15 protein-coding genes are annotated in these 15,018 nt (G+C 54.2%); 11 read left to right on the top strand and 4 right to left on the bottom strand.

From position 1 onward, the window contains the following. Nucleotides 1-22: 22 nt before the first annotated feature. The 3 genes from mutL to miaA are packed head-to-tail and all read left to right on the top strand — an operon-like array spanning nucleotide 23 to nucleotide 3,949. Nucleotides 23-2,188 carry a DNA mismatch repair endonuclease MutL gene (mutL, locus tag KIH86_RS16670; protein WP_223087409.1) on the top strand — a complete coding sequence of 722 codons (2,166 nt, stop codon included), beginning with the start codon at nucleotides 23-25 and terminating at the stop codon, nucleotides 2,186-2,188. Nucleotides 2,189-2,232: 44 nt separating this feature from the next. Then, on the top strand, nucleotides 2,233-3,018 hold the full coding sequence (locus KIH86_RS16665; protein WP_223087411.1) for a class I SAM-dependent methyltransferase: 786 nt from the start codon (nucleotides 2,233-2,235) through the stop codon (nucleotides 3,016-3,018). Next, entirely contained in the window at nucleotides 3,002-3,949 is a 948-nt protein-coding gene (gene miaA / locus KIH86_RS16660; protein WP_223087414.1) for a tRNA (adenosine(37)-N6)-dimethylallyltransferase MiaA, read from the top strand. Before KIH86_RS16665 ends, miaA begins: the two co-directional genes overlap by 17 nt. Nucleotides 3,950-4,008: 59 nt before the next feature. Here the strand turns inward: miaA and KIH86_RS30150 are convergent, their stop codons facing one another. Genes KIH86_RS30150 through KIH86_RS16640 form a run of 4 tightly spaced genes read right to left on the bottom strand, consistent with a single transcriptional unit; the run spans nucleotide 4,009 to nucleotide 5,702 of the window. Further along, the gene (locus tag KIH86_RS30150; RefSeq protein WP_223087416.1) at nucleotides 4,009-4,149 is read right to left on the bottom strand and encodes a DUF5808 domain-containing protein; all 141 of its coding nucleotides are present in this window, start codon (nucleotides 4,147-4,149) and stop codon (nucleotides 4,009-4,011) included. A 16-nt stretch (nucleotides 4,150-4,165) separates the two neighbouring features. Continuing rightward, nucleotides 4,166-4,957, bottom strand: a complete 792-nt coding sequence (locus KIH86_RS16650; protein WP_223087420.1) for a DUF817 domain-containing protein — start codon at nucleotides 4,955-4,957, stop codon at nucleotides 4,166-4,168. 42 nt (nucleotides 4,958-4,999) lie between these two features. After that, complete coding sequence (locus KIH86_RS16645) at nucleotides 5,000-5,218, bottom strand: helix-turn-helix domain-containing protein (RefSeq protein ID WP_223087423.1); 219 nt, start codon at nucleotides 5,216-5,218, stop codon at nucleotides 5,000-5,002. A 10-nt stretch (nucleotides 5,219-5,228) separates the two neighbouring features. Next, nucleotides 5,229-5,702, bottom strand: coding sequence for a DUF2975 domain-containing protein (locus tag KIH86_RS16640; RefSeq protein WP_223087426.1), 474 nt, complete (start codon nucleotides 5,700-5,702; stop codon nucleotides 5,229-5,231). Between the two features lie 303 nt (nucleotides 5,703-6,005). Between KIH86_RS16640 and KIH86_RS16635 the strand changes: the two genes are divergently transcribed. The 8 genes from KIH86_RS16635 to KIH86_RS16600 all read left to right on the top strand — a co-directional run bounded on the left by KIH86_RS16635 (nucleotide 6,006) and on the right by KIH86_RS16600 (nucleotide 14,963). Further along, on the top strand, nucleotides 6,006-6,218 hold the full coding sequence (locus tag KIH86_RS16635) for a hypothetical protein (RefSeq protein ID WP_223110568.1): 213 nt from the start codon (nucleotides 6,006-6,008) through the stop codon (nucleotides 6,216-6,218). A gap of 318 nt (nucleotides 6,219-6,536) precedes the next feature. Continuing rightward, the gene (gene hfq, locus KIH86_RS16630) at nucleotides 6,537-6,779 is read left to right on the top strand and encodes an RNA chaperone Hfq (protein WP_223087431.1); all 243 of its coding nucleotides are present in this window, start codon (nucleotides 6,537-6,539) and stop codon (nucleotides 6,777-6,779) included. Between the two features lie 214 nt (nucleotides 6,780-6,993). Further along, a complete protein-coding gene (locus KIH86_RS16625; RefSeq protein WP_223087762.1) occupies nucleotides 6,994-9,651 on the top strand; it encodes a transglycosylase domain-containing protein in 2,658 nt (885 codons plus the stop codon). Between the two features lie 275 nt (nucleotides 9,652-9,926). After that, nucleotides 9,927-10,484 (top strand): DUF402 domain-containing protein, encoded by a 558-nt coding sequence (locus tag KIH86_RS16620; RefSeq protein WP_223087434.1) that lies wholly within the window; start codon nucleotides 9,927-9,929, stop codon nucleotides 10,482-10,484. 3 nt (nucleotides 10,485-10,487) lie between these two features. Beyond that, entirely contained in the window at nucleotides 10,488-11,135 is a 648-nt protein-coding gene (locus KIH86_RS16615) for a YdcF family protein (RefSeq protein WP_223087437.1), read from the top strand. Between the two features lie 95 nt (nucleotides 11,136-11,230). Next, nucleotides 11,231-12,196 carry an AAA family ATPase gene (locus KIH86_RS16610; RefSeq protein WP_223087440.1) on the top strand — a complete coding sequence of 322 codons (966 nt, stop codon included), beginning with the start codon at nucleotides 11,231-11,233 and terminating at the stop codon, nucleotides 12,194-12,196. Between the two features lie 42 nt (nucleotides 12,197-12,238). Beyond that, a complete protein-coding gene (gene hflX, locus KIH86_RS16605) occupies nucleotides 12,239-13,558 on the top strand; it encodes a GTPase HflX (RefSeq protein WP_223087443.1) in 1,320 nt (439 codons plus the stop codon). Nucleotides 13,559-13,709: 151 nt separating this feature from the next. Beyond that, nucleotides 13,710-14,963 carry a methionine gamma-lyase family protein gene (locus KIH86_RS16600; protein WP_223087445.1) on the top strand — a complete coding sequence of 418 codons (1,254 nt, stop codon included), beginning with the start codon at nucleotides 13,710-13,712 and terminating at the stop codon, nucleotides 14,961-14,963. Nucleotides 14,964-15,018: the final 55 nt, after the last annotated feature.

The following is a 15,018-nucleotide window of genomic DNA, read 5'->3' as shown; positions in this document are numbered from 1 at the left end:
GAGGAAGAGAGGCGGTCCGGAAATGGCCAGAATCCATGTGCTGGACGAGCATATTGCCAACCAGATAGCGGCCGGCGAGGTAGTGGAGCGTCCGGCATCAGTGGTCAAGGAGCTGGTGGAGAACGCTATTGATGCGGGAAGCACCCGCATCGAGGTGTCCATTGAAGAAGGCGGGCTGCAGAGCATCAAGGTCAAGGACAATGGCTCCGGCATCGACCCGGAGGACTGCGAGACCGCCTTTTACCGCCACGCCACCAGCAAAATCGAGAATGGCCGGGACTTGTTCCAGATCACGAGCCTCGGCTTCCGGGGCGAGGCGCTGCCAAGTATCGCCGCCGTGGCGAAGGTGTCGCTGCTTACGGCAAGCACGGACGACGGCAAAGGGCAGCTGCTTGAGATCGAAGGCGGCAAGCTGATGGCGAACGAGCCGTCAGCCTCCGGCAAAGGCACGGAGATGACGGTCCGGGAGCTGTTCTACAATACGCCCGCGCGTCTCAAGTATATGAAGAGCATCCAGACGGAGCTCGGACATATCTCGGATACCATGTACCGGACGGCCCTTGCCTACCCCCAGATTTCGTTCACGCTGCGCCATAACGGCAACCAGCTGCTGCATACGCTGGGCGGGGGCGATCTGCTGCAGGTGATCGCAGCCGTATACGGCACATCGGCGGCCAAGGCGATGCTTCCCGTTGAGGCGGAGGACCCCGACTACCGGATTTCCGGCTATATTAGCCGCCCGGAGTGGACGCGCGCCAACCGCAACGCGGTTACGACGATCGTCGGCGGGCGTTACATCCGCAGCGGGGGGCTCAATGCAGCCATTATGCGGGCTTACCATACCCTGCTGCCGATCAACCGGTATCCGCTGCTTGTGCTTAAGCTTGATATGCATCCTTCCCTGGTGGATGTCAATGTGCATCCAGCCAAGCTGGAGGTACGGTTCAGCAAGGAGAACGAGCTGTATCAGTTCGTGGAGCAGCAGCTCCGCAAGGTGCTGCTGGGAGAGAATCTTATTCCCCGTCCCGGAAGAGAGACGATTGGACCGAAGGGCAGCACTTCCTTTATACAGGAGCAGTTCTCGTTCACCAAACCGGTTTCGCAGGCGGCCGCTGATTCACAAGATACGGTGAATGCCGACAACAGAGGGGCCGAAGCCGGAAGACCGTTCGATCTGCCAGAAAGACAGGATGTCACGGCCGGACCGGCAGCCGGATTGCCAAGCGGGTCCCGGCGGGAGCTGATGGATGACAGGGGCGCCGGCGGTTCGTATTCCGGCTCTACCGGCTCTATTAGCGCCGCTTCCGATTCGGCTCAGACCAGCCGGCCGGTTGACTCTCCGGCTGCCGGTGAGCCATCCGGCTTGCTTGAACGCGCGGCTACGTCATCAGGGACCGGCGGCGCCTTCCAGACACGGGAGAACGGAAGCTACAGAGCGCCATACAGCTCCTCCGGCGGCAATTCCGCGCCCGGGGTTCGCGATGCTTCGGCATACGGCGGCGGTTACCGGGCTTCTGGCCCGGCTGCCGCAGGGCGCAGCAGTCTGCCGCCCCAGGCGGGACGGGAGCTGTACGCGCCTGCGCCCGAGAGCCCGTCATCGCTGCCGCCGTTCCCGGAGCTGAGCTATATCGGTCAGCATCACGGAACGTATATTATAGCCCAGAATGAGGAAGGGCTGTATTTGATCGACCAGCATGCCGCCCATGAACGGGTCAATTATGAGTATTACTATGAGAAGTTTGGACGTCCTGCGGAGGCTTCGCAGGAACTTCTGCTGCCGATTACGCTGGAATTCACGCCGTCGGAGAGCCAGAAGCTCAGCGAGCGGCTGAACTGGTTCCAGCAGGCCGGCGTCTATCTGGAGCACTTTGGCGGACAGACTTTTCTGGTGCGTTCTCTCCCATATTGGTTCCCCAAAGGGGAGGAGAAGGAAATCGTCGAAGAGATGGCGGAGTGGGTCCTTAGCGAGCGGAATATCGATCTGGCGAAGCTGCGCGAGAAATCTTCGATTCTCTGCTCCTGCAAAGCTTCGATCAAAGCCAACCAGAAGCAGACCGAACAGGAGGCGATGAGCCTGCTGGACCGGCTCGCGGCTTGCCGCCAGCCTTACACCTGTCCGCATGGCCGCCCGATTCTCATCTCCTTCTCGCCTTATGATCTGGAGAAGCTGTTCAAAAGGGTCATGTAGCATCATATTAACAACAGGCGCATTTGCTTGATAACGGAGGTACCATGATTATTTCGACGGGCGAACGCCCGAAACCGGAGGTTGCCGAGCGCGCCCGTGCTTTAGCCGGGCGTCTTGGCGTCCCTTACGCTCCGCGCGGCAGCGCTTCCGTTGCGAAGCTTCTCGAGGAGTACCATTACGATGATCTGCTCATCGTCCTTCATCAGGAAGTCCGGCTGCTGCGCAGCGGGAAGGCCCCGCTTCATTTCCATCCCAGCATGGGGTTTGTCCGGGCTAAGAGAGTTATAAAGGGAGAGACTGATCCGCTGGCGGCTGCGGCCGGGATGGCTCGGGGTGACAGCGTGCTGGACTGTACAGCGGGTCTTGGCGCTGATTCACTGGTGCTAGCGGTCTCCGGCGGCAAGGAGACAAGCGTGACCGCACTTGAAAGCTCGCTCCCCTTGTATGCATTGCTGACCGAAGGCATGGCTAGCTACGATTCCGGTCTTCCCGAGGTCGATTCCGCTTTACGACGGATTAAGGTTGTGAACAGCGGCCATCTGGATTATTTGCGCAGTCTCCCCGACCGGAGCGTCGACATCGTCTATTTTGACCCGATGTTCCGGGAGCCGCTGCATGATTCCGCAGCGATCTCGCCCCTGCGTTCCTTTGCCGACAGCTCCGCGCTTTCAGAGGGAAGCGTGGCCGAGGCGCTGCGGGTCGCCCGCAAGTCTGTCGTGCTGAAGGAGAAACGGGGCAGCGGCGAATTCAACCGGCTCGGCTTTCATGAGCAGCTTCGGCAAGGCAATAAAACATCGTATGGGGTGATCGTCATTGACAACCGAAGCTAAACCGAGGCTGCTTGTGCTGTTGGGTCCGACCGCTGTCGGCAAGACGCGGCTCAGCCTCAGCCTTGCCTCCGCACTCAATGCCGAAATCATCTCCGGAGATTCCATGCAGGTGTACCGCGGGATGGATATCGGCACGGCCAAGATCAGGCAGGAGGAGATGGAGGGGATTCCTCATCATCTGATCGATGTACTGGACCCGAGGGAGCCGTATTCGGTTGCCGAATTTCAGTCTGAAGGACGCAGGCTGATCAGTGAAATCAGCGGAAGAGGGAAGCTGCCGTTCATTGTAGGCGGAACGGGCCTGTACATCGAATCGCTCTGCTACGGCTTCCGTTTCTCGGAGGCGGTGGCGGATGAGGCGTTCCGCAGCGAAATGGACCGGTACGCCGATGAGTACGGTGCGCTTGCGCTGCACGCAAGGCTGGCGGAGGTCGATCCGGAGAGCGCCGCGAGGCTTCATCCGAATGACCGCCGGCGGATTATCCGGGCGCTTGAAATTTTCCGGCAGACGAATACCCCGCTCTCCCAGTCTCCGGCAGCCGTCAAGCCGGAGTCGCCCTATGACCTCTGCCTGATCGGTTTGAGCATGGACCGTCAATTGCTGTATCGGCGAATCGAAGAGCGTATCGACGAAATGCTGGCGGACGGACTTGTTGACGAGGTGAAGGCTCTCTTGGAACGCGGCTGCGGCAGGAGCCTCGTATCCATGCAGGGACTGGGCTACAAAGAGATCGCCGCCTATCTCGCAGGCGAAATGACCTATGACGAATCGGTAACGCTGCTTAAGAGGGATACCCGGCGCTTTGCCAAAAGACAGCTCTCCTGGTTCCGCCACATGAAGGATATTCACTGGGTCGACGTTGGCGAAGGGACCGATTTTTCCGGGAATTTTACCATGATCCGGTCCATAATAGCAGCTTCACTGGGATAAACCGTATAAATACGCCCCGCTAACCTTGATTGGTTGGCGGGGCGCTTTATTTTCTCCGATTACTTGATATAAAAGGAACATATCACCGCGATTACAAACAGAGCAGCGAGAACGAACCAAGTGAGAGGATGGCGTATATTAAGAGTCCATCCGATTCCGGAGTCCTTTGGAACAAACAAATTCACTTTTTTGAATGACATACGATCAATCCAACCTTTATAAGAGAGATTTGGAATCCGATCCTGGCGGAATTTTTCCCTTTACCTGCTTTAACGTCGCTACAATAAGAAAACTGACAATCACCAATAGTAACCATGAACTCACCTTGCCCAGATGAACGAGACTCCATGCTTCGGTTTGGTTCGGATATTGCCAGGCTCCAAAGAAAGTTGCGATATTTTCAGCGATCCATATAAAGAATCCGATCAGTCCAAAAGAAAGGGCAAGCGGCATACGGTAACGAATTCCACCCACTTTGTAGGTGACCCATGATTGCCCAAAGACGATCAATACAAGTCCGGATAACCACCAACGAACGTCAATCCAATAATGATGGGTGAAGAAGTTCAAATAGATCATTGCTGCAAGAGGTACAACGACCCATAACGGCGGCCACTTGACCAGTTCGACCTCAAACCGCCTCCATGCCTGGCACAAATAACTTGCTACGCTCGCATACATAAATCCGCTGTAGAGAGGTACTCCAAATATTTTGAAATACCCTTCCCCCGGATAAGACCAGGAGCCCATATGTACTTTGAACAGCTCCAGAGCAAGTCCAATAAGATGGAACATGGTAATAACCTTTAGTTCATCTCTTGTTTCTAGCCCGGAATGCACCATTAGCCACTGCATCAGAAGGCAGATAATCAGCAGCCAGTCATACCGAGGCAGGAAGGGAAGCGGCAGATGCTGAGTGATCGCCAATGAGGTGAAAATAACGACCGGAAACAAACAGGACAAGGCCTGCTCACGGCCAAAACGAATCAATTGTATGAATGCTTTCATTTTATGCTCCCCAGGACATTTCTGCAAATGCGCAGATCCTGATTAAAGAGTGTCTTCATCACTTCGGTACTCCAAAAGATCGCCGGGTTGGCAGTCTAAAGCCTTGCATATTGCCTCCAAAGTGGATATTCGAATCGCCTTTGCCTTTCCGTTTTTCAGAATCGAAAGATTGGCCATAGTGATTCCTACCCGGTCCGACAGCTCGGTCACGCTCATTTTTCTTTTCGCCAGCATCACGTCAATATTGATGATAATCGCCATTGTCTTCACCTCAGACCGTTAACTCATTTTCCGATTTTATATCGATGGCATTGTTTAGGAGCTTCTGAAGAACGGCAGCAAAGACCGCGATCACAACGGATGCAAAAATAATGACCAATCCGAGGACTATGAGACCCGGAGCGTCATCTTTCTCTGCTATGAGATAGAAGAACGGCATGCCAGCCGTATACAAGACACTGATTGTGACAGCACAGAATTTGATATTCTTTAATGCGGTTACGGATAATTCCGAGAAGGCGTTGTTCTTGTCAATATAGCTTAATAGTCGAAGGGCCTGAATCAATGCGATGAAGAAGGGAATCGCTGACGCATACATTATCGATATTAAAGGGTAGAGCCAGTTGGCCGGAAAATGTTCTGCTGCTTCCTTTAATATGGAAGGCAATCCAAATACACATAACGCAAGAATCGGAATTCCCATAAGAAACACAGCCATTTTTAAAAAGACTGACTCCTGTTTCATAAAAATGCACCTCACATAAGGGTTGGTGAATTGATAATAGCAGATGATTTATCGAATTACAATAAATAATTATCGATTATGATGGTCTGGCGGAAGAAGAGCAAGATTATTAATACAGCCCGGGGTTAATTTGGGAGGATAAATTCCCATTGAATAAAGAAGGTCAGTTCGCATATAATACAAACAAACGTTCCTGTGTCGGGGGTGTTATGCATATGCGAGCAGGCCGGAAGGTTGTGGAGATCAGGAGGCTGTCACCTATGAGACATGCTGTCGGATAATGCCCGCAAGATCCTGAGGATCATGTATTTCCACCGCCAGCATTTTGGTGTGCTTCCGCCAATGAGGCAGCTCATTCGCAAATCCAGCCGCCGCTCCGTTCAGATCAGGGCTGCGCTTCAGGAACTGGCTGACGAGCATTATATCGCCTGGAGGCCCGGAAATCCGCCGGAAACCGCCGTTATTTTGGAGGGATGGGAACGTGAAGAACATCAGCCGACCTGGAAACGCAGATAATGGAGCAGACGGCTTGTCTGATCCGTTTGACGACCGGCAGGGTAAAAGGGTAGTATTGGCAGTAGACTGGTAACCTGAGATTTTTAGCTGAGCTAGTGGGAGTTGGAACTGGATAGAGATGGAGGAGATACGGGGCTAATACATACAAATAAGTACCGGAACAATCTCATTATCAAATTTATATTCTTGTCTTCAATTACACGCTCTTAAAGCGTGTTTTCCTTGTTGTAGAATACGTGATATAATAGCAGGAAAGTTTCACACAGGTGTTGAATATACTTTCTGAACAATCTAATTGAACCATTGGGGGTACGGCATATGAACAAGTCCATTAACATCCAAGATACGTTCTTGAACCAACTTCGCAAAGAAAATATCCCTGCTACTGTATATTTGACCAACGGGTTCCAGATCCGCGGGATCATTAAAGCCTTTGACAATTTTACAATCGTGATCGACAGCGACGGCCGTCAACAGATGGTGTACAAGCATGCGATCTCGACCTTTACGCCGCAGCGCAGCGTATCTTTGATGCAGGACAGCGGCGGGGCAGAAGAATAATTACCCGGCAACGGGAGTTGGTTAACGAAACCTTTTCGCTTGAGGAACGTTTGAATAGAAGGGCATGGGAGAGCAACCTGAACAAGGTTGTTCTTTTCATTGAAATGATATTTCTGCCCATATTACAAATAGCGGTCCCCGCAGACGCATAGAAACAAGAGAAAAAAAGAGGGCCTTGCCAATGGCATGGCCAATTGGGGAGTCAGGAGGCAGTATGTCGAACGACGAAATTTTGCGGTCGAACCGTCACCGGAAGTCCGGAGGAGGGGGAGAACCGCCAAAACCAAAGAAGAAGAGAAAGCTTAGCAGAAAAAAGGTACTTTGGACATTGTTTTTCACTGCAGCATTAGCTATTTTTTGTGCGCTAGGAGGCTATTTGTTTGTAACTATTAACGGAGAAAAGCTTCTGACCGAAAATGAAGGCAAGCTGACAGTCAATCCGACCACGAAGATTTATGACCGGAATGCGAATCAAATTGCCGAGCTGGCTCTGGAGAAGAGCGATCCGGTCGAGAGCGACAAGATCCCCCAAATCATCAAGGATGCATTCGTAGCAACCGAGGATAGACGTTTCTACGAGCACCAGGGGGTCGACCTGTGGTCGATCGGCCGCGCGGCGGTCAAGGACGTCGTTGCGCGCAGCATGGTGGAAGGCGGCAGTACCATTACACAGCAGCTCGCCAAGAACATCTTTTTGACCCGGGACAAAACCTTCTTCCGCAAAGCGACGGAAATGTCGATTGCGATGGCGCTTGAGCGACACAAGACGAAGGATGAAATCATTACGCTGTATTTGAACCGGATCAACTTCGGAGGCACGATTTATGGAATCAAGGCTGCTTCCGTGCATTATTTCGGGGTTAGCGACCTGAATCAGCTGAAGCTATGGCAGATCGCCACGCTTGCGGCTATGCCGAAGGGACCTTCCCGCTATAATCCGCTGCGCAATCCCGAGCTCTCCAAAGAGCGGCGCGGAGTTGTGCTCCAGCTGATGAATGAACAGGGCTACATTACGCAGGAAGAAATGAATCAGGCGAAGGTGATTAATTATAACTATAAGCCGCCGGCCACGAAGCAGAAGTATCAGGCGTTCATCGACTACGTTATCGACGAAGCCGAGAACAAGTATGGACTGACTGAAGACGATCTGAATATAGGCGGTTACAAAATCTATACCACGATGGATAAGGACGCCCAGACGACGGTCGAGAACGCTTTTGCCGACGCTGACAATTTCGAGAAGAGCGTTGATGACGAGCCGGTTCAAGGCTCCATGGTTATCATTAACCAGGAAACCGGCGGTATTGTGGCGCTGATGGGCGGACGCAACTATGAGAAGAAGGGCTTCAGCCGCGTGAATGACAGCCGCCGCTCGCCGGGATCATCGATCAAGCCGATCGTGTCCTATGCGCCAGCGATTGAGTCCGGCAAGTTCTCGATGGACTCCCAGATCAGCAACGCGAAGCAGTGCTTCGGCGATTACTGTCCGACCAACCTTCACGGGTATTCGAACACCATCAGCATGAGCGAGGCGCTGACGAAGTCCGAGAATATTCCGGCTGTATGGCTGCTGAGCCAGATCGGGGTTGGAACCGGCTATGATTTCGCCAAGAAGCTTGGAATCGGCGTAGGCGACAATGACCGCAACCTTTCACTTGCGCTTGGCGGCATGGAGAAGGGAACAAACACGCTTGAGATGGCTCAAGCCTATACAGCCTTTGCAACAGGCGGTGAGGAGCGGCAGGCTTATGCGATCAAGTCGATTGCGGACAGCACGGGTGAAACGGCCTACAAAGCCAACACGACCGCCGAGCGGGTCATGAAGGAGAGCACCGCTTACCAGATGACCGAAATGATGCAGCAGGTCGTGCAGAGCGGTACGGGCAAGAAAGCCAAAATCGACCGTCCGGTTGCAGGCAAGACGGGTACGACCCAAAGCGGATACAGCGGCGTGAGCTCCAACCGCGACGTCTGGTTCGTCGGCTATACGCCGGAGCTTACCGCAGCAGTCTGGATGGGCTATGACAATCCCGACCGCAAGCATTTGCTGAAGAACAGCAGTCCGCTGGCCGCGGCGTTCTGGGGCAAGGTTATGGGCGAGGTTGTGAAGAATTATCCGGAGAAATCTTTCCCGAAACCGGATAATCTGAATATTCCAAAGCCAAGCGAACAGGCTCCCGAACAGGTTCTGGCGGTAACTGGGCTGACTGGAGCCTATGACGCTTCGACCGGCACCGTTAATCTGTCCTGGAATCCGGTTACGGGAGACGGCAAAGAATACCGCGTGTACCGGAAAGAAACGTCGGAGGCAGACTTCACCCAGCTTGTCAGCACACTGTCACCGAATGCGGCCGACATCGGCGCGATGGCGGGATTGACCTATGAGTACTATGTAACGGTCTATGATCCTGACACAGGGACGGAGAGCGATCCTTCCAACACCGTTTCCGTTCTGATTGAAGGGACAGAGCCGTCGGTTGAGCCTTCACCTTCTCCGTCACCATCCGAGGAGCCAACTCCATCGCCTGATCAAGGCACGGGAGGCGGTCCGGAGCAGAGCGCTCCTGGCAGCGACAATGGCAGCGGGTCGAACAACGGCAACGGGAATGGCGGCGGGAACGTCGAGGGCAATGGAAATGGCAACGCAAATGGGAATGGTAGCAGTAATGGCAATGGAAACGGAAATGGCAACAGCAACAACGGCAATAGCAATGGCAGCCAGGGAGGGGAGCAGCTTCCGGTTACGACCACGCCGTCTCCGTCACCTGCTGCCAATCCCGCTGACGGGGCTCCGGCGGGCGGTGTGACCGCTCCTGAAACCGACACCCAGAATGTAACGGGTGCAGCCGATGGAGCGCCCGTGGCCCAGTAAGAGCAGCAGAAGCATCACGAAGAAGTAGCGGTTCCGCAGCCGGAGTCTTCCATGCAGGCAGGAAGTCCGGAGGCGGAGCCTTTTTTATAACATTCAGAACGTATAAGCTCCAAAGATTTGACATCCTGATATTGCAAGTAAAATAACCGCTAAAGAAGATTCGGCAATATCTCCGACAAGACAAGTTCAGTGAACGTCTTTCTTTTTCTTTGGGTTTTGAGTGCGTCTCCTAAATGTGGTAAGCTGGAGTCAACATACCCCGAGAGGATTATTATATGAAACGTAAATTCGGAGACCGTGCCAATTGGCGCCGAATTACCCGGCGCGGGTTCGCCTGCCGCTACGTGGAAACCCGGGAATTCAGCGGTTACATTACCCTTTACACTATCTATGGATTGAAAGAGCCGCTGTGGAAAAGCTATGGACGGCATACATACCGCATTGCGGACAAGGGCTATTCATGGCTTCAGTATTTTCCGAAAGACAGCCACTATATTGTCACCGCGATGTTCGACGAGCGGCAGAACATTATTCAGTGGTATATCGATACGTGCAAGGTTCAGGGCGTCACCGATCAGGGGGTTCCCTGGTTCGACGATTTGTATCTTGATGTGGTGGTGCTGTGGAACGGGGAAGTGTTTCTACTGGATGAGGATGAGCTGGAGGAAGCGCTGGAGCGCGGAGATATAACCGACAGTGAATACCATCTGGCCTGGGACACGGCCCGCAGTATAATGCGGGGGATCGACTCCCACGCCTTCCCTTATTTCACACTCTCTTTGAAGCACCGGGCCGAACTGTTTCATCATGGCGAATTCAGGAGGAAGACCTAAGCTATGAAATGGGATATGACACCCACAAGTCCGATACGGCCATTTATGAGCCGGCCCCGAAGACGTTATCGCAGAGGGCCGCTCCTTTTGGTTGCCCTTATTTTAACTGCGGGCTTGATATGGAGCGCTTACATTCTGATTCTGATCAATGGAGCCCGGACAACCGAGCCGATGCGCAAAGCGGATGCCGGCATTGTTCTGGGAATGGCGATGTGGGGGGATCAGCCCAGCCCGGGACTCCGGGAACGTCTCGATTATGCAATTAAATTGTACAAGCAGGGCGCATATGAGCATATTATCGTGACCGGAGGACTGGACCGTGCTGGATACCGGTATACCGAGGGACAGGGTATGCGGAATTATTTGATTTCACAAGGGATTCAAGACAGCGCAATCCGGGTGGAGAACGAGGCAACCTCAACCTATGAGAATTTGCTGTACAGTCGGACGATCATGCAGCAGGAAGGATGGACTTCGGCGGTTATTGTGACGCACACGTTTCACGGAAGACGGGCTCTGGAGATTGCCCGGTACCTCGGATACGATCAACCGGAACTTGGATTAACTGAATCTGAAACGATGTCTATGTTTAAATATAAGACAAGGGAGATTCTCGCGTATACGAAATGGAAGCTCCAGGAGACGTTCTGAGCCGGGCAGGACAAAAGTGCAATTCTTCTAATATCATCTCGCTACCGGGAATAGACTGATGTAGAGCAGTCAGCCTTAAGTGACGAGGTGAAACTATGAGTGTACGCAGCGCGGCTTCAAGCGAACGGGATGAGGGCAGACCGTCGCGTCAAATCAATATTGTCCTGCGGAGCCATGATGCTCCGGCGGTGGGGGGCACATCCGCGCTCAGCGAACCGGCGCCAGCCAAAAGCTCCGCCCATACCGGCCTGTTCCAGGAGATCGGGCGGGAGCTGGATGCACTGGTGGGATTGGACAATATCAAGGAGCTAGTGTTTGAGATATACGCTCTGCTGCAGGTGGCGCAGATGCGGAGCGAAGCCGGACTCGCAAGCGGCGGCCAGGCTTATCATATGGTGTTTAAGGGGAATCCCGGCACCGGCAAGACGACGGTCGCCCGAATTGTCGCCAAGCTGTTTCAGCGGATGGGTGTGCTCTCCAAGGGGCATTTGATCGAAGTGGAGCGGGCAGACCTAGTAGGTGAATACATCGGGCATACGGCCCAAAAAACCCGCGACCTTGTAAAAAAGGCGCTTGGCGGCATACTATTCATTGACGAAGCCTATAGTCTGGCCCGCGGGGGCGATAAGGATTTCGGCAAGGAAGCGATCGATACACTGGTCAAAGCGATGGAGGATCACCGCAGCCAGTTCGTGCTTATCCTTGCCGGCTACTCCAGCGAGATCGATTATTTTCTCATGAGCAATCCGGGGCTTCCGTCGCGGTTTCCCATCCAGGTTGAATTTCCCGATTACTCAATTGATCAGCTTCTTCAGATCGCGGAGCTCATGGCCAAGGAGAGGGATTATATCCTGATGCCGCAGGCGATGGTGAAGCTGAAGCAGTGGCTGCTGCAGGAGAAGGATGAGAGCCCGCATGCGTTCAGCAATGCCCGTTATGTGCGGAATTCAATCGAGAAGGCGGTTAGGAGCCAGGCGGTCAGGCTGCTCAACCAGTACGAGCATGCAAGCCCCGGCAGGCAGGAGCTTATGACGCTGCGGACCGAGGACTTTAAACTATAATGCGGAGGCGGATGAGCCGCAATCCGCAAGAGGAGAATGCAGATGACGACGACATACGATACGAATATGGACATTCAGGACAGGGCGATTCTGGTCAGTCTTGTTACCGATGAGGTGAAGCGGACCGGCATAGATCCGGAATATTCGCTACAGGAGCTTGTACAGTTGGCGGAGACCGCCGGTGTGGAAGTGCTGGAGGTGCTTCGCCAGAACCGGGAGACGCCCGACTCCAGGTGGTTTATCGGGAAGGGGAAGGTGGAAGAGCTCCGGATGGCCGCTGATGGCCTCGGTGCCAATACGGCGATATTTGACCAGGAGCTGTCCGGCGCTCAGGTGCGGAACCTGGAGGAGGCGCTGGACCTCAAGATTATCGACCGCACCCAGCTGATCCTCGACATCTTCGCGGGACGTGCCAAGACGCGCGAAGGCATCATTCAGGTCGAGCTGGCCCAGCTGTCGTATTTGCTTCCCCGCCTGTCGGGACATGGCAAGAATCTGTCCCGTCTTGGCGGCGGGATCGGCACACGCGGTCCCGGTGAGAGCAAGCTGGAGACCGACCGCCGGCATATCCGCGACCGGATCGGGGAGTTGAAGCGCCAGCTCGAAGAAGTTGTCAAGACCCGGAATCTTCACCGCGAGCGCCGGCGTAAGAGCGGTGTTGTGCAGGTCGCTCTTGTCGGCTATACGAATGCCGGGAAGTCCACCCTTCTTAAGCAGCTGACTGACGCGGATGTTTATATCCAGAACCAGCTGTTTGCAACGCTGGACCCGACTTCACGTCTTCTGGAGCTGCCGGGAGGCAAAAGCGTCGTTCTGACGGATACTGTTGGTTTCATTCAGAACCTTCCGCATGATCTCGTCGCATCGTTCCGGGCCACGCTGGAAGAGGTGAATGAGGCAAATCTGGTGCTTCATGTGGTGGATGCCTCCTCCCCGATGCGGGATGAGCAGATGAAGGTTGTGGCATCGATCCTGCAGGATTTGGGCGCAGCGGACAAGACGCAGATCGTCCTTTTCAACAAAATCGATCTATGCAGTCCGGAACAGCTTGAAATGCTCCCGTCAGGCCCTGGGTATTTGAAGGTTAGTGCTTTTAACCAGGATGATTTGGAACGGATAACCGATACGGTCCAATCGGAGTTGTCAGGCGATACGTTGAGCTTTCGGATTCCCCCGAGCCGAGGGGACCTGTCTTCGCTTCTGTACCGGGTGGGAGATGTTGTCGATCAGACGTTTGAAGGCGACGATGTGATCTACACGGTTCGGGTCAACAAAGACGATTATGAGAAATGGGGCTATATGCTGTCCGACTTCAAAGACGAGACAGGCTCGCAGGAAGCTGCCGGTAACGTTCAGGAGTAACTGGGAAGCTCATAATTCGGCAGCGGCGTGATTACCAGGGGATATCTGGATAATCGTGACCGGTGTGTACACTACAGCAGGACAGGCTGGCATAGTTCTACCTTGTCCTGTTAACACCATGGAATGTAGATGTTAGGAGCGAATGGGGAAGATGGCAGGGTTTGCAGAAGATATTTTACAGGCGGCGGAAGCGGCCGAACTGGAGATTCAGGAAGCGGTCCGTATGCTGGACCGGATTGTAGATCACAATCAATGGAAGGTCATTCAGGCATTTCAGCGGCATCAGGTCAGCGATTTTCATTTCGCGGGCTCTACCGGTTATGCTTATAACGACAGAGGGAGGGAGGTGCTGGATCTCGTCTATGCCGATGTGTTCGGAGCGGAAGCGGCTCTCGTACGGCCGCATTTTGCCTCGGGAACGCATACGCTCTCAACCGCACTGTTCGGCGTTCTCAGACCTGGAGACGAGCTTCTCTATATAACCGGAACACCGTACGACACACTTCACAAGGTAATCGGCAAGCCCGGTGACGGGACCGGTTCCCTGGCTGACTTCGGTATTACTTACGGGGAAGTGGCTCTCTCAGAAGCGGGTGATGTGGATTGGACTGCGGTTGAGAGGGCTTTAACGCCCCGTACGAAGGTTGTAGGCATCCAGCGCTCGCGCGGGTATGACTGGCGGTCCTCCTTCTCGGTGGCCCAGATCGGCGAAATGGCAGTCCGTATCAAAGAGCTGGCGCCGCAGGCTATCGTCTTCGTAGACAACTGCTATGGAGAATTTACCGAAGAACTGGAGCCGACACAGGTCGGCGTCGATCTGATGGCCGGTTCCCTCATCAAGAATCCGGGGGGCGGTCTGGCGGAGACAGGCGGCTATATTTGCGGGCGCCGCGAGCTTGTGGAGCTGTCGGCCTACCGGCTGACGGCGCCGGGAATCGGCGGGGAAGTCGGCGCGATGCTGGGCACGACGCGGGGGCTGTATCAGGGGCTGTTCATGGCGCCGCACACAGTTGGACAGGCTATCAAGGGAAGCATCTTCGCCGCGTCCGTGTTCGCCCGCTGCGGCTTCAAGACGAAGCCGGCCTGGAACGAGCCCCGAACGGATCTCATTCAGGCTGTGGCTTTCGACGGGCCGGAGCATTTGATCGCCTTTGTACAGGGCATTCAGAAGGCTGCCGCCGTCGACAGCCATGTCGTTCCGGAGCCTTGGGACATGCCGGGATATGAGCATCCTGTTATCATGGCGGCAGGCACGTTCATTCAGGGCGGAAGTCTGGAGCTGTCGGCAGATGCGCCGATCCGGGCCCCTTATATCGGTTATATGCAGGGCGGGCTGACCTATTCACATGTGAAGTACGGTGTACTTATGGCTCTGCAGAGCATGCGGGATCGTAAATTATTGTGAGTATTCCTAACACACCATTGACACGCCATATAACCAAATGTACAATGAGATGAGA

Origin of the sequence: Paenibacillus sinensis, assembly GCF_019904155.1 — a bacterium.
Lineage (GTDB): Bacteria > Bacillota > Bacilli > Paenibacillales > Paenibacillaceae > Paenibacillus_AQ > Paenibacillus_AQ sinensis.
This window is presented reverse-complemented; position numbering and strand designations above follow the sequence as displayed.